Annotated in this window: 19 protein-coding genes; 1 reads left to right on the forward strand and 18 read right to left on the reverse strand. The window is 66.1% G+C overall.

All coding sequences use genetic code 11. The features are described from left to right. Nucleotides 1-65: 65 nt before the first annotated feature. From A9W95_RS00960 to A9W95_RS00990, 7 genes are read right to left on the reverse strand one after another with little or no spacing between them, the layout of a single operon-like run. The gene (locus tag A9W95_RS00960; RefSeq protein WP_067408788.1) at nt 66-2477 is read right to left on the reverse strand and encodes an NADH-quinone oxidoreductase subunit G; all 2412 of its coding nucleotides are present in this window, start codon (nt 2475-2477) and stop codon (nt 66-68) included. After that, complete coding sequence (nuoF, locus tag A9W95_RS00965) at nt 2474-3805, reverse strand: NADH-quinone oxidoreductase subunit NuoF (RefSeq protein WP_067408789.1); 1332 nt, start codon at nt 3803-3805, stop codon at nt 2474-2476. The genes A9W95_RS00960 and nuoF overlap by 4 nt, the downstream gene beginning before the upstream one ends. After that, nucleotides 3802-4572: an NADH-quinone oxidoreductase subunit NuoE gene (gene nuoE, locus A9W95_RS00970; RefSeq protein WP_067408790.1), complete on the reverse strand. Its 771-nt coding sequence runs from the start codon at nt 4570-4572 to the stop codon at nt 3802-3804. Before nuoE ends, nuoF begins: the two co-directional genes overlap by 4 nt. Next, complete coding sequence (gene nuoD / locus A9W95_RS00975; RefSeq protein WP_067408791.1) at nt 4569-5867, reverse strand: NADH dehydrogenase (quinone) subunit D; 1299 nt, start codon at nt 5865-5867, stop codon at nt 4569-4571. Before nuoD ends, nuoE begins: the two co-directional genes overlap by 4 nt. 19 nt (nt 5868-5886) lie before the next feature. Further along, nucleotides 5887-6615, reverse strand: a complete 729-nt coding sequence (locus A9W95_RS00980) for an NADH-quinone oxidoreductase subunit C (protein WP_067408792.1) — start codon at nt 6613-6615, stop codon at nt 5887-5889. Further along, nucleotides 6612-7166, reverse strand: coding sequence for an NADH-quinone oxidoreductase subunit B family protein (locus tag A9W95_RS00985; RefSeq protein WP_067408793.1), 555 nt, complete (start codon nt 7164-7166; stop codon nt 6612-6614). Before A9W95_RS00985 ends, A9W95_RS00980 begins: the two co-directional genes overlap by 4 nt. 8 nt (nt 7167-7174) lie before the next feature. Beyond that, complete coding sequence (locus A9W95_RS00990; protein WP_067408816.1) at nt 7175-7558, reverse strand: NADH-quinone oxidoreductase subunit A; 384 nt, start codon at nt 7556-7558, stop codon at nt 7175-7177. Between the two features lie 385 nt (nt 7559-7943). Here A9W95_RS00990 and A9W95_RS00995 point away from each other — a divergent pair, with 385 nt between their 5' ends. Continuing rightward, complete coding sequence (locus tag A9W95_RS00995; protein WP_067408794.1) at nt 7944-9224, forward strand: PPE family protein; 1281 nt, start codon at nt 7944-7946, stop codon at nt 9222-9224. Nucleotides 9225-9234: 10 nt separating this feature from the next. On the opposite strand, the gene A9W95_RS01000 is transcribed toward A9W95_RS00995, so the two are convergent. From A9W95_RS01000 to A9W95_RS01050, 11 genes are read right to left on the reverse strand one after another with little or no spacing between them, the layout of a single operon-like run. Next, nucleotides 9235-9645 (reverse strand): response regulator transcription factor, encoded by a 411-nt coding sequence (locus tag A9W95_RS01000; protein ID WP_067408795.1) that lies wholly within the window; start codon nt 9643-9645, stop codon nt 9235-9237. Between the two features lie 10 nt (nt 9646-9655). After that, nucleotides 9656-10213, reverse strand: coding sequence for a YceI family protein (locus A9W95_RS01005; protein ID WP_067408796.1), 558 nt, complete (start codon nt 10211-10213; stop codon nt 9656-9658). Then, on the reverse strand, nt 10210-10614 hold the full coding sequence (locus A9W95_RS01010) for a nuclear transport factor 2 family protein (protein ID WP_067408797.1): 405 nt from the start codon (nt 10612-10614) through the stop codon (nt 10210-10212). Before A9W95_RS01010 ends, A9W95_RS01005 begins: the two co-directional genes overlap by 4 nt. A gap of 11 nt (nt 10615-10625) precedes the next feature. Continuing rightward, complete coding sequence (locus tag A9W95_RS01015; RefSeq protein ID WP_067408798.1) at nt 10626-10967, reverse strand: DUF6285 domain-containing protein; 342 nt, start codon at nt 10965-10967, stop codon at nt 10626-10628. Next, complete coding sequence (locus tag A9W95_RS01020; protein ID WP_067408799.1) at nt 10964-11938, reverse strand: phosphotransferase family protein; 975 nt, start codon at nt 11936-11938, stop codon at nt 10964-10966. Before A9W95_RS01020 ends, A9W95_RS01015 begins: the two co-directional genes overlap by 4 nt. After that, nucleotides 11935-13173, reverse strand: coding sequence for an acyl-CoA dehydrogenase family protein (locus tag A9W95_RS01025; RefSeq protein ID WP_067408800.1), 1239 nt, complete (start codon nt 13171-13173; stop codon nt 11935-11937). Before A9W95_RS01025 ends, A9W95_RS01020 begins: the two co-directional genes overlap by 4 nt. 9 nt (nt 13174-13182) lie before the next feature. Beyond that, the gene (locus A9W95_RS01030) at nt 13183-13815 is read right to left on the reverse strand and encodes a TetR/AcrR family transcriptional regulator (protein WP_067408801.1); all 633 of its coding nucleotides are present in this window, start codon (nt 13813-13815) and stop codon (nt 13183-13185) included. Next, a complete protein-coding gene (locus A9W95_RS01035; protein WP_067408802.1) occupies nt 13815-14708 on the reverse strand; it encodes a hydroxymethylglutaryl-CoA lyase in 894 nt (297 codons plus the stop codon). Before A9W95_RS01035 ends, A9W95_RS01030 begins: the two co-directional genes overlap by 1 nt. Further along, nucleotides 14705-15919, reverse strand: a complete 1215-nt coding sequence (locus A9W95_RS01040; protein ID WP_067408803.1) for a CaiB/BaiF CoA-transferase family protein — start codon at nt 15917-15919, stop codon at nt 14705-14707. Before A9W95_RS01040 ends, A9W95_RS01035 begins: the two co-directional genes overlap by 4 nt. After that, a complete protein-coding gene (locus A9W95_RS01045) occupies nt 15916-17103 on the reverse strand; it encodes an alpha/beta fold hydrolase (protein ID WP_067408804.1) in 1188 nt (395 codons plus the stop codon). Before A9W95_RS01045 ends, A9W95_RS01040 begins: the two co-directional genes overlap by 4 nt. Continuing rightward, a complete protein-coding gene (locus A9W95_RS01050; protein ID WP_067408805.1) occupies nt 17103-18194 on the reverse strand; it encodes a homogentisate 1,2-dioxygenase in 1092 nt (363 codons plus the stop codon). Before A9W95_RS01050 ends, A9W95_RS01045 begins: the two co-directional genes overlap by 1 nt. Nucleotides 18195-18225 lie beyond the last annotated feature (31 nt).

Consider the following 18225-nt stretch of genomic DNA (forward strand, 5'->3'; position numbering starts at 1 on the left):
CGGTGCGCAGTCGTACGTCGATGTCGGCGTGTCCAGGTACCGACACGCACGCTCGCGGCGACGGGTCATTTGCTCACCTCGATCTTGACAACAGCGCCGACGGTGACGCCGAGTTGGCGGTGCACCGCGGAACCCTCGGAGTTCAGCGGCAGCCACACGACCCGATCCGGCATGTCGGTGATGTTGAGCGGCAACGTGATCGAGCCACGAGACGTGCGAACCGTGACGTCGTCGCCGTCGGCAGCGCCGATTTCGGCGGCCGTGTCGGCGGACAACCGCACTACCGGGTGGCGGGCGGTGCCGGCCAGATGTGGTTCGCCGTCTTGCAGGCGGCCCGCATCCAGCAGCATTCGCCATCCGCTCAACAGTGCCTGGCCGGCCTCGGGTTCGGCGACCGCGCCGGCGTCAACTTTCGGGCTGGCTGCGTGCTTGCCCTCCCAGACCCCCAACGTGGACAGTTCGGCGCGGGCCGCTTCGACGGTGGGCAGTCCCAGGTCGATGCCCATCTCGTCGGCCAACGTGTCGAGGACCCGGTGATCGGATTGACCGGCCTGCGCGATGGTTCCGCGTAGTGCCGGTTCGAACCCGCGGTAGCGGCCTTCCCAGTTGACGAATGCGCCGGCCTTTTGGGTGGTCGGCGCCACGGGCAGGACCACGTCGGCGCGTTCCGTGACGGCGCTGTGCCGCAGTTCCAGGCTCACCACGAATTCGGCGGCGTCCAGCGCGGCCAGCACCGCGTCGGGATCAGCGAAGTCGGCGGGTTCCACCCCGCCGACCAGCAGCGCGCCCAGTGTGCCCTCGGCCGCGGCGGCCAGTATGTCCCGGGCGTCTCGCCCAGCCGCCGAAGGCAGTTCGTCGACGTGCCAGGCCGCGCTGACCTGTGCGCGCGCGCTGTCGTCGGCGACGGGACGGCCGCCGGGCAACAGATTGGGCAGGGCGCCGGCTTCCAACGCGCCACGCTCGCCGGCGCGGCGGGGCACCCAGGCCAGCCGGGCCCCGGTGGCATCGGCCAGCCGGGCCGCGGCGGAAAGACCGCCGGGGACCGCAGCCAGCCGCTCGCCGACCATGATCACCGCTCCGGCGGTGCTCAGCAGATCACCGATCTCACCGGTGGCCAGTCCGTCCAGCGTCGACGGTTCGGCGCCGGGGGCCGTCTTGAGCAGTCGGCCGTTGATCTTGCTCAGCGCCCGGGTGGCGAACGGGGCGACTGCGTACACCGGGAGTGCACGCTTGCGGGCGGCCTTGCGCAACCGCAGGAACACGATGGGCGACTCTTCTTCGGGCTCGAACCCGACGAGCAGGACCACCGGCGCGGACTCCAGATCCGCGTAGCTCACGGTGACCGGACGACCGGCGATGCGGGCCGCCAGGAAGTCCGCCTCCTCCGCCGAGTGTGGGCGCGCCCGGAAGTCGATATCGTTGCTGTCCAACGCGATTCGGGCGAACTTGGCGTAGGCGTAGGCGTCTTCCCAGGTGGCCCGGCCACCGACCAGCACACCCGCGCGGCCGCGGGCGGCTTGCAGTCCCTGCGCCGCGGCGACCAGCGCATGTGCCCAGGACGCCGGTACCAACGAGCCGGTCGCATCCCGCACCAGCGGGGTGGTGAGCCGGTCAGGTTGGGTGGCGTAGGTGAACGCCCACCGGCCCTTGTCGCAGTTCCACTCCTCGTTGACTTCGGGGTCGTCACCGGCCAGCCGGCGCAACACTTTGCCGCGGCGGTGGTCGGTGCGCATCGAGCAACCCGAGGCGCAGTGTTCGCACACGCTGGGACTGGACACCAGGTCGAACGGGCGAGCCCGGAATCGGTAGGCCGTGCCGGTCAGCGCGCCCACCGGGCAGATCTGCACGGTGTTGCCGGAGAAGTAGGAGTCGAACGGTTCGTTGGCGTAGATCCCGACCTGCTGCAGCGCGCCGCGCTCCTGCATGTCGATGAACGGATCACCGGCGATCTGCTCGGAGAATCGCGTGCAGCGGGCGCACAGAATGCAGCGTTCCCGGTCCAGCAGGACCTGCGCGGAGATGTTGATGGGCTTGGCGAAGGTCCGCTTGGGGTCGGTGTAGCGAGATTCCTCCCGGCCGTTGGACATTGCCTGGTTCTGCAACGGGCACTCACCGCCCTTGTCGCACATCGGGCAGTCCAGCGGATGGTTGATCAGCAGGAGCTCCATCACCCCGTGCTGGGCTCGGTCGGCAGCCTCCGAAGTCAGCTGAGTGCGCACCACCATGTCGTCGGTGGCGACGGTGGTGCACGACGCCAAGGGCTTGCGTTGGCCCTCGACCTCCACCAGGCACTGCCGGCACGCTCCGACCGGTTCCAGCAACGGGTGGTCACAGAACCGGGGAATCTGAATTCCCATCAGCTCGGCCGCGCGAATCACCAAAGTGCCCTTGGGCACGCTGATTTCGGCACCGTCGATGGTCAGGGTCACCATCTCCGGCTGAGCTACCCGATTCTCGGTGTCGGCTGTCTGGGTCACGCATTCACTCCGTCCAACGAAAGCATGGAATCGCGCGGGTCGAACGGGCAGCCGCCTCGTTCCACGTGGGCGAGGTACTCGTCGCGGAAGTACTTCAGCGACGACATCACCGGGCTGGCGGCTCCATCTCCCAACGCGCAGAAGGACTTTCCGAGAATCGCGTCGGAGATGTCCATCAGCTTGTCCAGGTCCTCACGGGTACCCTTGCCGGTTTCCAGCCGCTCATAGATCTTGTCCAGCCAGAACGTGCCTTCTCGGCAGGGCGTGCATTTCCCGCACGATTCGTGCATGTAGAACTGGGTCCAGCGGCGCACCGCGCGCACCACACAGGTGGTCTCGTCGAAAATCTCGAGCGCCTTGGTGCCCAGCATCGAGCCGACCCCGCCCACGCCCTCATAGTCCAGCGGCACGTCGAGGTGCTCATCGGTGAGCAGCGGAGTGGAGGAGCCGCCGGGTGTCCAGAATTTCAGCCGGTGACCGGCGCGTACTCCGCCGGCGTAGTCGAGCAGTTCACGCAACGTGATGCCCAGCGGTGCCTCGTACTGGCCGGGCCGGGTGACATGCCCGGACAACGAATAGAGCGTAAAGCCAGGCGATTTCTCGCTCCCCATGGAACGGAACCAGTCGACACCGTTGCGGATGATCGGGGGGACGCTCGCGATCGTTTCGACGTTGTTGATCACCGTCGGGCAGCCGTAGAGTCCGGCGACGGCGGGGAAGGGTGGGCGCAGCCGCGGCTGGCCGCGACGGCCTTCCAGCGAGTCGAGCAAGGCGGTTTCCTCGCCACAGATGTATGCGCCGGCGCCCGCGTGCACCACCAATTCCAGGTCGAAGCCCGAATCGTTGATGTTGCGCCCGAGATATCCGGCGGCGTAGGCCTCGGCGACGGCGTTCTGCAGTCGGCGCAGCACCGGCAGCACCTCACCGCGCACATAGATGAACGCGTGACTGGCCCGGATCGCGTAGGAGGCGATGATGACGCCTTCGATCAGCAGGTGCGGGGTCGCCAACATCAGCGGAATGTCTTTACACGTACCGGGTTCGGACTCGTCGGCGTTGACCACCAGGTAGTGCGGCTTGGCTGCCGGGCCGCTGTCACCTTGCGGGATGAACGACCACTTGGTGCCCGTGGAGAATCCCGCGCCGCCCCGGCCACGCAGCCCGGAGTCCTTGACCGCGGCGATGACGTCATCGGGCTCCATGGCCAGTGCCTTCTGCAAACCCTGGTAGCCGCCGTGGCGTTGATAGGTGGCGAGCGTCCAGGATTCTGGGTCATCCCAGTAGCTGGTGATCACCGGTGTGAGCGGCGTTGCGGGAGAGGCGGTCATCGCTGGTCCTCCGGTGCCGGCGGCGCCTGCATGCCGTTCTCCTGGGCTACCCGCAACCCGGCCAAGGTCGCCGCGCCCGGACCGCCTTGTCCCTCGTCGGGACGCTCGTCGGGCAGCCCGGCCAGGATGCGCGACGTTTCCCGGAACCCGCACAGCGGAGCGCCGCGAGTGGGCGCCTTCGGTGTGCCGGACCGCAGCGAGTCGACGAGTTCACGCGCCGAATCAGGTGTTTGGTTGTCGAAGAACTCCCAGTTGACCATCACCACGGGCGCGTAATCGCATGCCGCGTTGCACTCGATGTGCTGCAGGGTGACCGAGCCGTCTTCGGTGGTTTCGTCGTTGCCGATGCCGAGGTGGTCTTTGATGGAGTCGAAGATCGCGTCGCCGCCCATCACCGCGCATAGCGTGTTGGTGCACACCCCGACCAGGTAGTTACCGGTCGGCCCGCGCCGGTACATGGTGTAGAAACTGGCCACCGCGGACACCTCGGCGCCGGTCAGACCCAGTTGCTCGCCGCAGAATTCGAGTCCCGCGGGGGTCAGGTAAGAATCTTCGGCCTGCACCAGGTGCAGCAACGGCAGCAGCGCCGAACGCTTGTTGGGGTAGCGGCCGATGATGTCCTTGGCATCGACCTCCAGCCGCGCCCGCACCTCGGGTGAATAGGACTGCGGCGCACCGTCGACCACGAACTGGTTGGGTTCGTCCGATGGGGGACCGAGTCGCAGGAAAACCCGCTCGCCGCTGCCGCTTACATTGGGTTCACTCATCGGTCGACCCCACCCATGACCGGATCGATGCTGGCGACCGCGGTGATCAGATCGGCAACCATACCGCCCTCGCACATGGCGGCGACCGACTGCAGATTGGTGAACGAGGGGTCGCGGTAATGAACCCGGTAGGGCCGGGTTCCCCCGTCGCTGACCATGTGCACACCGAGTTCCCCGCGGGGTGATTCGACCGCCACGTACACCTGGCCCGCGGGAACGCGGATGCCTTCGGTGACCAACTTGAAGTGGTGAATCAACGCTTCCATCGAACTGCCCATGATCTTCGCGATGTGCTCGGGTGAGTTACCCATGCCGTCGGCGCCCACCTTGAGGTCGGCCGGCCACGCGATCTTGCGGTCTTCCACCATCACCGGGCCGGGCCGCAACTTGTCCAGACACTGCTCGACGATCTTCACCGACTCCCACATTTCCTTGACGCGAATGATGTAGCGCCCGTAAGCATCACAGGTGTCGGCGGTGATCACGTCGAATTCATAATTTTCGTATCCGCAGTAGGGTTCGCTCTTGCGCAGGTCGTGCGGCAGCCCGGTGGAGCGCAGGATCGGACCGGTGATGCCCAGGGCCATGCACCCGGCCAGGTCCAGGTAGCCGACGTCCTGGGTGCGGGCCTTCCAGATCGCGTTCTCGTTGAGCAGTTCGCCCATCTCACGCAACGGTTTCCGCAGTTCCTTGAGGGCCTCACCGATCGTGGTGACCGCGTCGGGCGGAAGGTCCTGGGCCAGGCCTCCGGGCCGGATGTAGGCGTGGTTCATCCGCAACCCGGAGATCGCCTCGAAGATGTTGAGGATGATCTCGCGGGCCCGGAAGCCGATGAACATCGCTGTCATCGCGCCCAGTTCCATGCCGCCGGTCGCCAACGCGACCAAATGCGAGGAGATGCGGTTCAATTCCATCAGCATGACCCGGATGACATTGACCCGCTCCGGAATTTCGTCGGTGATACCGAGCAGCTTTTCCACACCCAGGCAGTACGCCGCCTCGTTGAAGAACGGAGAAAGGTAGTCCATCCGGGTGACGAAGGTGACGCCCTGGGTCCAATAGCGGTACTCGAGGTTCTTCTCGATCCCGGTGTGCAAGTAGCCGATTCCGCAGCGGACCTCGGTGACCGTCTCGCCTTCGATCTCCAGGATCAGCCGCAACACCCCATGCGTGGACGGATGCTGGGGACCCATGTTGACCACGATGCGTTCACCGGGGTCCGCGCTGCGAGCGGCGTCGATGATCTTGTCCCAGTCCTGACCGCCGGCGACCAGGACAGTTTCGGTGTCGGTCATAGTGTCTCGATCTCAATCATCAGTTGTAACCGCGCCGTTCGTCGGGCGGAGGTATCTGCGCACCCTTGTATTCGACCGGGATGCCGCCCAGCGGATAGTCCTTGCGCTGCGGGTGTCCGTGCCAGTCGTCGGGCATCTCGATCCGGGTGAGTGAGGGATGCTCGTCGAAGATGATCCCGAAGAAGTCGTAGGTTTCCCGCTCGTGCCAGTCATTGGTCGGATAGACCTTGAACAGCGACGGAATGTGCGGATCACTGTCCGGGGCAGACACTTCCAGACGCAAACGACGATTATGCGTGATCGACTTGAGTGGGTAGACGGCGTGCAACTCCCGGCCCGTCTCGTTCGGGAAGTGCACGCCGCTGACCCCGAGGCAGAGCTCGAAGCGCAATTTCGGTTCGTCGCGCAGACGCTGGGCGACCTGCGGCAGCATTTCCCGGCGCACGTGCAGCGTCAGCTCGTTGCGGTAGACCACGACTTTCTCTATCGCGTCACCGAAGTCGATGCCCTCGCCTTGCAGTGCCTCGGCCAGCTGGTCGGCGACGTCGTCGAAGTAGCTGCCGTAGGGGCGGGGGCTGCTACCGGGCAACGCGACCTCGCGTACCAGGCGTCCGTATCCCGAGGTGTCACCGGTACCGGAGACCCCGAACATGCCGCGGCGCACGTTGATGACTTCGCCGCCATCCGTGGGAGGCTCCGCACCGGGAGTGAGGGTGGCTCCCTGCGGGTCGTGATCCGGCGAGCTCATCGCAGCAGCCCGTGCATCTCGATGGTGGGACGCGCGGCCAACGCCGCTTGTTCGGCTTCGGCGATGGCCTTCTCACGGTTGACGCCCAGCGGCATTTCCTGAATTTTCTCGTGCAGCTTCAAGATTGCGTACAGCAGCATCTCCGGACGGGGCGGGCAGCCGGGCAGGTAGATGTCGACCGGCACAACATGGTCCACGCCCTGCACGATCGCGTAGTTGTTGAACATTCCCCCCGACGATGCGCAGACACCCATGGCGAGAACCCATTTCGGCTCCGCCATCTGGTCGTAGATCTGCCGCAACACCGGCGCCATCTTCTGACTGACCCGGCCTGCGACGATCATCAAGTCCGCTTGGCGCGGTGTCGCGGAGAACCGTTCCATGCCGAACCGGGCGATATCGAACCGGGGCCCGGCGGTCGCCATCATTTCGATGGCGCAGCAGGCCAGGCCGAACGTCGCGGGCCACAGCGAGTTCTTGCGGACGTAGCCGGCCACCTTCTCCACGGTGGACAGCAAGATGCCGCCCGGCAACTGTTCTTCGAGTCCCACGTTTTACCTCAATCCCACGTCAGGCCGCCGCGGCGCCACACATAGGCGTAAGCCACGAAAACCGTCAGCATGAACACCACCATCTCGACGAGCGCGAACGTCCCCAGTGCGTCGTAACTGACCGCCCATGGATAGAGGAACACAATTTCGATGTCGAAGACGATGAACAACATTGCGGTCAGGTAATACTTCACCGGGAACCGCTGTCCGCTGGCCGGTTGCGGGCCGTTCGCCGACGCCGAGGTATCGGTGGGTTCGATTCCGCATTCGTAGGCGGCCAGCTTCGATCGGTTGAAGCGGGAAGGGCCGACCAGGCTGGCGATCACGACCGAGACCACGGCGAAGACCGCAGCAATGGCCCCCAGCACCAAGATGGGTATGTAGACGTTCAACTTGCTCCATGATCCGTCGTACGGGCTGCCGCCCAGACGGCTGGGCGGCGGCCAGGCGGTAACCGGGCTGCTGTGACGCACCGGGCTGGTGGTCGTCACAGTGATATTCAACATAGTCGCGCGACGACTGGAGCACATGCCCGGGGTACAGGCTCATAGACACATCGCTGGTTTGCGGGTGGCTGCACGCGCCGGTGGTCCCGCTCTGGCGGCAAACCCGGAGGTAGGGGGCGCTGATCGCCATTCCAGCCTGATCCTGTGAATAAGCCGCGAACCGGCCAAAAAGAGGAGCAGTTGTTGCTAGTGTTTTGACGCACCGGGTAGTCGCAGAGCTTCCGCAAGGTCAGCGCTGACGCAGACAGCCGATCTGGGAGGGACCAAAGCCGTGAGTTTCTTTACGCTGCCGCCGGAGATCAACTCCTTGCGCATGTTCATCGGCGCTGGTACAGCGCCGATGCTGGAGGCCGCGGCCGCTTGGCAGAGTCTGGCTGCCGAGTTGGCCAGCGCGGCGGAGTCGTTCGCTTCGGTGACCGCGGGGTTGGCCGGGCAGGCCTGGCAAGGGACGGCGGCAGCGGCGATGGCCGCCGCGGCGGCGCCCTATGCGGCCTGGCTGAGCGCGGCGGCAGCGCAGTCCGCCGGGGCCGCTCAACAAGCCAACGCGGTGACAAGCATGTTCGAGGCGGCGCGGGCGGCCATCATTCACCCGCTCGAGGTGGAGGCCAACCGCAACTCGTTCGTCCAACTGGTCATGTCGAACATTTTTGGCCAGAACGCGCCGCTGATCGCGCTGGCCGAAAGTCTTTACGAGCAGATGTGGGCCGCGGACGTGGCGGCCATGGCCAGCTACTACTCCGGCGCGTCCGCCGTCGCGGCGCAGATCGCGCCCTGGTCGAGCGTGCTGCAGACGCTGCCCGCGATCGGTTCGGGAATCGGCGGCGCGATCTCGGCCGCCAACGGCGCCGCTGGTGGCGCCGGTGGTGCCGGTGGTTCTGGCGGCGGCCCCGACGGCGCAGCCGCCCCGGCACCCGCCCAGGCCGACCACAATGCGGCCGCCGCAGGCGGCGGCGGTGGCGGCGCCGACTCTGCTGGTGCGGTGCCGGTGGCCAACGTCGGCGGCTACGACACCGGCAACGCCGGCGCGACATTGCTCCAGGGCGGCCCGAGCGCAGGCGACGCGAGTGCGATCGGCCCGACCACGCCGCCAAGCACCTTTGCCAACACCGGCGCGGGGGGCGGCCCGGGCGGTATCAGCGGCTTCCCGCTGCCGATTCCGATGACTGGCGCCAACAGCGGCCGTGCCGGTTTCGCCAGCGATCTGATCGCGCCGAAGGACACCGCACCGACCGGAGCGTCGGCCAAGGTGCCCGAACCGCAGGCCGCGCCTCCGGTGGAAGCCGAGGAAGCAGCGCCACGCATGGCGGTGCTGCCCAACGCCGATCCCGACATCGCAGCGAAGGCGGCCCCCGGCGTGGCACCCCAAGCGGCGCCGACGACCGCTTCCGGAATTCCCGAGTCCCCGCTGCGGGCCGGAGTTCCGGTCCCGGGCACGGCCGACGATGAACAAGCCGCCGAAAAGCCACTCACCCTGCGGCCGGAAGCGACCGGGGAATTGCGGCCTCAGGTGGTGCAGGAAGAGGAGCCGCAGATCCAGGTGCGCGGCGCCTGACGGCTACTCGCTACAGCGCGGGCGCCCGAAGCAGGTCCAGCACTGTCCGGCCCAGCACGATGGGGTCGAGGGGATGCGGCACCGCCGCCTCGGCGCGTGACCAGCTGGCCAACCAGGCGTCGTCCGGACGGCCGGTGAGCACCAGAATCGGTGGGCAGTCCGTCAACTCGTCCTTGAGCTGTTTGGCGATCCCCATGCCTCCGGTCGGCGACGCTTCTCCGTCCAGGATGGCCAAGTCGATGCCACCTTCGTCCATCGTCTGGATCACCATCGGTCCGGTTGCCACTTCCACGTAGCTCAACTCGGGCAGGTCGGGATGCAGCTGCTTGCCCAAAGCCCGCATCACTTCTTCGCGAGTCTGAACGTTGTCGCTGTAGACCAGGATTCGCAGGTGGTCGGAGTTGGCGCTGGAATCGGGCACGGTGCAGATGCTACTGGTAAGTGCTCGGCTCTCGGGCACCCGCTGGTTCGAAGATCAATTCGGCCGCCACCTTTGCCGTCTCGCTGACCATCCCGGCTTTGTTCCAGTTCACCCCGAACTTGGCGCGGTCGAGCTGGCCTTCCCCGGCGATCCGCACCGAGCCGTCATCGAACTCGGTGACGGTCACGGGAAACGCCACCGATTCGGTGTTGCCCTTGATGGTGAACCGGGCCTGCAGATCGGCTCCCCGGCCTGCGGTGGGCTGTAACCCGGTGACCTCGACGCTGATCTGCGGGAAGCGTTCGGCGTCGAAGAAGTCGGCGGAGAGCAGGTGCTTGTCGCGCCGGCGGATGCCGGTGTCGATCGAGGCGACGCGGATGTCGACCCGGCCCGATACCGCGCCGCCGTCGGCCAGTTCGCCGGCTGCGCTGAACTCGGTCCACTTGCCTTTGACGTTCACCAGGCCCCACATGTTCCTGATCTTGAAGGTGATGGTCGACCGATCGGGCACCAGGGCCCAGGCCCCGGCCGCGTCGGGGTCTCGCAACAAGGTCTCCAGCGTGGTCATCGGGTGCTCTCTAGCAGGGGGGCGATGTCGGCGGGGTCGAAGTATTCGTCGATTCGGTTGATCAGACCATCCGCATCGAGCTTGATGACGATGCAGACGCGCATGGAGATTGATTGTGCTGCATGCCCCGTCGCATGCAAAAGGTGCTGCTGGACAAAGCCCGCCACACCGGCGTCGTCGAACAGTTGTCGGTCGAGTATCTCGTAACGGCGGTCGCTGGTGGCCGAGACGAACCAGTCGATGACCCGCAGCGCCCGCGCCTTGTCATTGTCCCGACGGGTGCCGACTCGCCACACCAAAATGTCGTCGCTCCACAGCCGGGCAACGGCCGCCACGTCGCTGCGCTCGATCGCAGTGAACAGCCGGTCGGCCACCTCGAGGATGATGCTCCTAGTAGGCATGGCGCTGACTCCTATTCGCTGTCGTATCCGGGATGAGCGATCGCCAACCGATGCCGCACCAGCGTGCGCAGACAGGCGACCACCTCGCCGGCGCGTCCGTCGAGCTCACCGGCTCGGATTGCCGCGGCGAGCGCGGCCTCATCGGGGTAGCCCACCTCGGCAAGTGGTGCGACGAAGTCGTGGGCGGACAACAGTTCGCGTTGCACCATGCGCAACGCGTTGGCCGCGACCCTGGCATGAAAGTTGACCTGTCCCTCGGTCGCCGCCCGCACATCGCCTTCTAAGAATTCGGCGACTGCCGCGACCAATTCGGCCGCCGTCGGGCGTCCGTGCAGCGCATCGCCGGTTGTCATGCGCTGGCCCTCTCGTCGAGCAGAGTGAGTAGGTCCCATTCCGTTTCACACACCCGCCGGCCAATGGTGGCCAACTCCACCGAGCGGGCCTGTCCGCTCAGGTGTCGTTCGGCCTGATGCCGGCAGATGATGCCCCAGCGCAGCGTGGCGAGCACCAGCCACCAGTGAAACGCCCCCCGGTCGACGGCAGTGGTGCTGGCCTCCTCGTAGGCCTGCAGGAAAGTTTCGATGCTGCCCAGCCCGCCCGCGCCGCGGCTGACCGGGGCGCCGAAACGCCAGGCTCGGATACAGAACCAGGCCAGGTCTTCATAAGCAGTGCCGACGTGAACCAGCTCCCAGTCGAGCACCGCGGCCAGATTCGACCTGTCGACAATGAGGTTGCCCATCCGAAAATCGCCGTGTACCAACACCGCCGACGCTGGCGGCGGTCGATGAGCCGCCAGCCAACGGAATGCCCACTCGAAGGTGGCGGTGGTGTCGCCCATGGCGTCGAGTCGCTCGCGCCATTGGCCTAGTTGGTCGTCGCGTTCCAGGCTGGGATCGGTCGTGTCGGCACGATGGATGGCTGCCAGCGCTTGCGCGCACTGGCGCAGCAGCCGCTGGCGCCCGGCTTCGTCGAGTTGACGTTCGATGCGGCGGACGATGGTCTCGCCCTTGATCTCCGCGCAGATGAGGAATGGATTGCCCAGGGCGGCAGGTGAATCCGATGCAGTGAGGATGTCGGGTACCGGCGCTCCGGCCGCCGCGGCGGCGGCCTGCACGCGCGCCTCCAACTCCATTCCGGCGTGGACGTCATCGGGCGGGCCGATCCGCAAAATCAATCCTCGGCGCTGGGCACCGGTTACGGCGTCAAACGCCCACGTGCTGCGGCTCGCACCACCGGTCAACGCGCGCAGATTCTCGACTGCGACCTGCTCGCCGAGTACGGATCGCAGCACGGCCGGCAGGCGCTCGGACAAATGTGTGGTCACTTTTTACCAAACCTGAACAGCCGCTGCGCGACTCGACGCATCTGGATTTCTTCGGCGCCCTCGGTGATGCGGTAGCGGCGGTGATGGCGGTAGATGTGTTCGAAAGGCTCGTGGCGGCTGTAGCCCACCCCGCCGAACACCTGCATGGCTCGGTCGGCGGCGTCGCACACCAGCCGATTGGCGCGATAGTTCGCCATCGCCACCTTGTCGGAGACCTCCATATGGTGGTTGCTGTCCAAATGCGCGGCGGCGTAATACACCAACAGCCGCACCATCTGCGCCTCCGTCTGCAATTCGACCAGCGGCCACTGTACGGCTTGGTTGACCGACAGCGGTTTTCCGAAGACGTGCCGTTGCCCGGCGTATTCGACCGCGCGGTCGATGCAGTACTGGGCGGCGCCCAGGCTGCTGGCCGCTTGCCGAATCCTGTTCTCGTGCAGGAAGGTTTGGCCGACCTCCAGCCCGCGGTCCACCTCGCCGAGTACCGCTTCCTCGGGCACCCGGACGTCGGTCAGTTCGACTTCCCCGTGATCGGTCGGCATGTTGAAGGTCCACCAGTAGTAGGGCACGGCGAACCCCGGGGCGTCGGTGGGCACCAGGAACGCGGTGATGCCCAGCGGGTGTCCCGGTTCGCCGGAGGTGCGGGCGAAGACCAGATCGTGGGTGGCACGATGCACACCGGTGTTGAACCGTTTGACGCCGTTGATGATCCAGCCATCGCCGTCTCGTTCGGCGCGGGACTCCAACCAGGTGGCGTCCGACCCGTGGTTGGGTTCGGTCAGCCCAAAGGCCATCGACCGCTTACCGGTGATCAGAGCCTCGATCCACTCGGCTTTCTGCGTGTCGGTGCCGAACCGGTCCATCATGATGACCTGAGGAAAGTTGCCCACGATAGAGGACTCGTTCTGCAGGTCGTTGTGCAGCCCGAGGCCTCTGTGCGCCAAGTGTTCCCGGATGACGGCCATGTCGATGTTGGTGCCGTCGCGGCCCCCGAACTGTGCCGGCAGGCCATAGCGCAACCAGCCCGCCCGGTCGGCGCGTCGGCGCATTTCGCTGAGTAGGTCTTCCCACTCCGCACGCGGAACCCCGTCGTTGTCCCAGTCGGTGCGGGCGTGTTCTCGGCGCTTGTCGAAGTACTGGATGTGCTCGCGTTCCAGCGGCTTGATCTCGGTCTCGATGAACTCGTCCATCTCCGCAAGGACGTTCGGAAGATGTTCCGGCAGAGCGAAATCCACGGTGACTCCTTAAGCGCCGTAAAGGGTTTTCTTCCAGACGGTGGATAGGGTGGCGATGGCGTCTTCGTCGGTCATCGCGACACCGAGCCCACTGTGGCCCGACGTCCCGACGAAGACGGTGGTGAAGTTTTCGAACAGCAGCGCGATGGCGGCCGCGGTGTGTTCCGGGTGCAGCTCGTCGCCGTACCCGTGTTCTTGGGCGCGGCGGACGGACGCAGCCACCACGTCCATGCCGAATCGACGGAATCGGTTCTGCACAGCGGCGAAGCGTTGTTTGGTGGCGGCGAGCTGGGCGACCGCGATCATGATGCCGATGTTCTGTTTGAACATGTTCCAATAGCCGGTGACCACCGAGGTGAAGAAGGCATCGTCGTGAGGCGAGTCCGGCAGTCGCACGTTCGAACCCGACGGTGTCACGACGTCGTCGAGGAAGGACTGTGCCAGCGCGGCCAGCAGGTCTTCCTTGTCGGTGAAGTAGCGGTAGAACACCGCCGAGGACTTGCCCGCCGCGGAGGTGATGTCCGCCAAGGTCGTGCCGTGGAAGCCCCGTTCCGCGAACAGCTTTCGCGCTGCCTGTTCGATCGCCTCTCGGGTCTGGCGGCCTTTGGCGCTGAGCGTTCGCGGTGCCTGGGGGGTCGACATCAGGTGCGAATCCGGTCCCCGGCACGCAACACGGCGCTGGGTAACTCGTGGCCGACCACCGATTGCGCGACCCGGGCCGCCGTGACGGCGGCCTGCAGATCGACGTCCACATCGATATCGCTGTCGGTCAACAGATAGACCAGGTCCTCGGTGGCGATGTTGCCGGTGGCACCCGGGGCGAACGGGCATCCACCCAGCCCGCCAACCGAGGCGTCCAATCGGGTGACTCCCGCACTGACCGCCGCGTAGGCGCTGGCCAACCCCGATCCGCGGGTGTTGTGGAAGTGTCCGCCGAGTGGCAGGTCTCCGATCACCGGACGAAGTTGCGCGATCAGCGAACTCACTCGTCCGGGGGTGGCGGTGCCAATGGTGTCGGCGATCGAGAACCGGTCCGCTACCTGGTCGCGCGCGGCCGCGCCAATATCGAGGACCCGCTGCGGGGGTGTCGGTCCGTCGAATGGACAATCCCACGCGGTAGCGACGATGACCTCGACGGTGGCGTCACCGTCGTGAGCGATCGCAACGATGTCGCTGATCTGTTTGACGGCCTCGGCGCTGTTGCGTCCGACGTTGGCTTTGCTGAACGCGTCGCTGGCGGCCACCACGTACTCGATTGAGCGCAGCCCGGCCGCAATCGCCCGGCGCGCGCCGTTGGGACTGGCCACCAGTGCGGAGAATTCGATATCGGGGTAGTGGTGCAATTCGGCTGCGAGTTCTGCCGCGTCGGCCATCGACGGCACCTTCGACGGCGAGACGAAGGCGGTGGCCTCCACTTCACGAACTCCGGTGGCCGCGACCGCGGCGAGTAACTCCAGTTTGGCCGACAACGGAATCGGCTTTTCGATCTGCAGGCCGTCGCGCAGCGACACCTCGCGGATGTCGACGTGAGTCATAGCACCTCCTCGGCGCGCAGCGCTGCGATCTCCTCGGCGGTCTTGCCCAACAGACCAAGGTAGACCTCGTCGTTGTGTTGGCCGGGACGCGCGGGTCCGGCGGAGCGGACGCGGCCAGGGGAGTCCGAAAGCACCGGCACGACGCCGGGTCCGAGCACCGGGCGGCCGATCCGTTCGTCGTAGTGTTCGACGAGCATGTCGCGGGCCCGCAGTTGTGGATCGTTGACCACTTCGGCGACGGTGTTGATCGGCCCGGCGATCACGCCTGCGGCGCTGAGGGTTTCGATGATTTCACAGGGCTCCCGTTCGGCGGCCCAAGCGCCGATGATGATGTCGAGTGCGTCCTGATTGCGTCCACGCGCGCCATGGGTCGCGAACCGCTCGTCGATAGCCAATTCGGGACGGTCCATGGCCTGGCATAGGCGCGCGAACACGGTGTCCTGGTTGGCCGCGATCACCACCCAGGAGTTGTCCGCGCTGCGGTAGATGTTCGACGGCGCAATGCCTTCCAGCCTGGTGCCCGACGGTCCGCGCACCACACCGCCGACGTCGTAATCCGGGATCGTGGATTCCTGCACTGCCAGACACGACTCGGTCAACGCGACGTCGACCACCTGGCCACGTCCCGTCACGGTGCGGCGATACAGCGCGGCCAACGCGCCTTGGGCGCCGAACATGCCGGCCAAGGTGTCACCCAGAGACAGGGCCAGCCGCGGCGGGGGACCACCCGGGAAACCGTTGAGGTGACGCAGTCCGCTGGCCGCCTCGGCGACCGAGGCGTATCCGGCCTTGTGTGCGTCGGGGCCGGTCTGGCCGTATCCAGAGACGCGGACCAGAATGATGCCCGGGTTGCGTTCGCTCAGCACGTCGTAGCCGAGATTCCAGCGCTCCAGCGTCCCGGGGCGGAAGTTCTCCACGATGATGTCGGATTGCTCCACCAGTTCCAGGAACAGTTCGCGTCCGCGCGGTCGGCGCAGATCCAGTGTGACGGCCCGTTTGTTGCGGGCGTGCACGGTCCAAAACACGCGCTCGCCGTCGACTTCGGCCTGCCCCCAGGTGCGCAGCGGGTCCGGTGCACCGGGCGGCTCCACCTTGATGACGTCGGCGCCCATGTCACCGAGCAGCCTGCCGGCGAACGGACCGGCAATCAGCGTGCCCAGTTCGAGTACCCGAATGCCGTCCAGCGGCCCGGTCGGTTGATCCGCCGTCACTCGAGCCTCGCAAACTCGCGCAGCGTCAGCCAGTCGGTGACGATCTCGACGGCCTGCCGCAGCTTGTCGCGCTGGTCAGGTCCGGCGTAATAATGGGTCGCGCCAGGGATCTCGTACATCTCCTTGTCGGGATGCCCGATGGCTTCGAAGAGCCGACGGGTGTGGCTGGGTGTGCAGGCGTCATCGGCCAGATTACCGATCACCAACGCCGGGATCGCAAGGTCACGTCCGCATGCCACGCCGTCGCCACGGGCGTCGTCGTAGCTCCACTGGGAGAGCCAGCCGCGCAGCGTCGAAAACCTTGCCAGCCCAACTGGACTCATGTTGACCACTTGTGGATCACCCAAGTAGCAGGTGTTCGGGGCGCGTTCGTTGGGATCGACGGCGGGGTCCAGCCAGCGCGGGTCGGCCATGGTGCCGTGTACGACGAAGCCGAACTCGTCGTTCGGGCGGCCCGCGGCCCTCAATTCCGCGAGCTTGCCTTTGACCCAGGCGGTGATGCGCCTATTGCGGTCGATCTGCGCCTGGCGGTACCGGTTTAAGAACTCCGGGGTGTAGGGCGGTCGGTTGGGGTTGTCGGGGTTGTACAGATCCAGCTCAGTGTCGCGTTGGGCGGGATCGGACTCGTCGAGGATCGATGCGTCCAGCCATTCGGTCAGCGTGCCGTGGCGGCTGACATGGGCGGCCAGGAGCATGATGGCGTCGGCCGGGGGCAGGTCAAGTGCGGTGAGGTCGGGGCCGTCACCGGATGGACTGCAGGTGATGGTCGGGTGTTGTGCCTGTTGTTGGTAGAAAAGCGACAGCGACCCGCCGCCACTCCATCCGGCCAGCACCACTTTCTGGTAGCCGAGGCGGTTTTTGGCGTCCTTGATGCATTCGCCGAGGTCCTCGACCACCTTCTCCATGAGCAGCGCCGAGTCGTTGCCGCGAAACCGGCTGTTGCAGTAGATGACATGGTGCCCGGCCCGGGCCAGCGCGGTGATCATCGGCAGGTAAGCACCACCGCCGATCGGGTGCATGAACACCAGCACGGTGTCCGAGGGCTTGTCTCGGGGCTTGAGCAGGAAACTCTCCAGCACGGTGATTTCCGCCAGCCCGCCGTAGACGTCCCGAACGCCCGAATTATTCTGGAAAGCAACGAGATAGGGGATTCGATCGTAGTCGTACTTCGCGGCTCCGGCCATCAGTGTTGTCCTAGATCGTGGTCCAGCACCTCGGGCGAGGGTGTCAAGCGGCGGCGGGTGTCGATGGCGATGACCTGCCAGTCGACTCGGGCGTAATCGTCGAACTTGCGGCGTGCTCGCTCCCGCGCCTTTTCCGGTGCGCCGTGGTGAACCCCTTGCGGCGCATGGGATATAAGCCCGGGCGGCATCGGGATGCCGTAGAGCGAGCCACCGTGGAAAAACGCGATCTCGTCGTAATCGACGTTGCGGTGATACCAAGGGGTGCGTTCGGTGCCGGGCAGGCCTTCGGCGGGCTTGGGCAGGAAGTTCATCACATAGACCCCGGTAGCCTGCATGAACAGATGCACCGTGGGTGGCAGGTGGACGCTGTCGGAGGTGACGACGTTGTAATCGGCGATGTTGAAGGTGAACGCGAAGTTGTCACCGCGCCACCCTTCGACGTCGATCGGATGATGTTGATAAAACAGCGATGTCGGACCACCCTCGTGTATCAACCGCACCTCGTACTCGTCGCGGCCATCGTCGTCGAGGGGAGTCGGTTCCGGGATGGTGACTTGCGACGGGTCGAACGGGAAGTGCCGGCCCAGCGGGCCGGGCGGCGGGACCCGGAACTCGTCGGAGGACTCGACCATGAGCAGGGTGGTTTGTTGTTCGGGAACCTGTCGCCAGGTGCACGCCTTGGGCAGGTAAACCCAGTCGCCCTCGCCGTAGCGCAGCGAGCCGAACTCGGTTTCCAGCAGTCCAGCGCCCTGGTGCACGAAGCACAGCAGGTCGCCGTCGACGTGACGGACGTGCCACGGCATCGGTTCACCGCGGCGGCTCAGCGACACGCGGCAGTCGGCGTTACTGAACAGCAGTAGCGGTCCACCGGTGGCGTCGGTGGCATCGGTGGGTTTGAGTTCGCCGGCCAGCACGTCGACGGGTCGCAGCGTCCCGACCGATCGGTAGGCGGTGGGGTCGTGTCGGCGGTAGAGGTTGGCGGTCCGTCCGGTAAAGCCGCCGCGGCCCAGCTCGTCGTCCTTGAGACCGTCGAGGTCGGCATGCAGCCGCCGCGGTGTTCTGCCTTTGCGCAGGTGGACGAAGGATTCCATGCTCGCTCCAAGTGCCGGCCGGTGAGATCAA

The sequence above is a fragment of the Mycobacterium sp. 1423905.2 genome (assembly GCF_001673155.1).
In the GTDB taxonomy this organism is placed as follows: Bacteria; Actinomycetota; Actinomycetes; order Mycobacteriales; family Mycobacteriaceae; genus Mycobacterium.

Bases quoted from the DNA above. Each gene is read 5' to 3' on its own strand.
- A9W95_RS01035 (WP_067408802.1), bottom strand. From the start codon at position 14,708: ATGACTCACGTCGACATCCGCGAGGTGTCGCTGCGCGACGGCCTGCAG.
- A9W95_RS01005 (WP_067408796.1), bottom strand. From the start codon at position 10,213: ATGACCACGCTGGAGACCTTGTTGCGAGACCCCGACGCGGCCGGGGCC.
- A9W95_RS01030 (WP_067408801.1), bottom strand. From the start codon at position 13,815: ATGTCGACCCCCCAGGCACCGCGAACGCTCAGCGCCAAAGGCCGCCAG.
- A9W95_RS00980 (WP_067408792.1), bottom strand. From the start codon at position 6,615: ATGAGCTCGCCGGATCACGACCCGCAGGGAGCCACCCTCACTCCCGGT.
- A9W95_RS01045 (WP_067408804.1), bottom strand. From the start codon at position 17,103: ATGGCCGGAGCCGCGAAGTACGACTACGATCGAATCCCCTATCTCGTT.
- A9W95_RS01015 (WP_067408798.1), bottom strand. From the start codon at position 10,967: ATGACAACCGGCGATGCGCTGCACGGACGCCCGACGGCGGCCGAATTG.
- A9W95_RS01050 (WP_067408805.1), bottom strand. From the start codon at position 18,194: ATGGAATCCTTCGTCCACCTGCGCAAAGGCAGAACACCGCGGCGGCTG.
- nuoF (WP_067408789.1), bottom strand. From the start codon at position 3,805: ATGACCGCCTCTCCCGCAACGCCGCTCACACCGGTGATCACCAGCTAC.
- nuoD (WP_067408791.1), bottom strand. From the start codon at position 5,867: ATGACCGACACCGAAACTGTCCTGGTCGCCGGCGGTCAGGACTGGGAC.
- A9W95_RS01010 (WP_067408797.1), bottom strand. From the start codon at position 10,614: ATGCCTACTAGGAGCATCATCCTCGAGGTGGCCGACCGGCTGTTCACT.
- nuoE (WP_067408790.1), bottom strand. From the start codon at position 4,572: ATGAGTGAACCCAATGTAAGCGGCAGCGGCGAGCGGGTTTTCCTGCGA.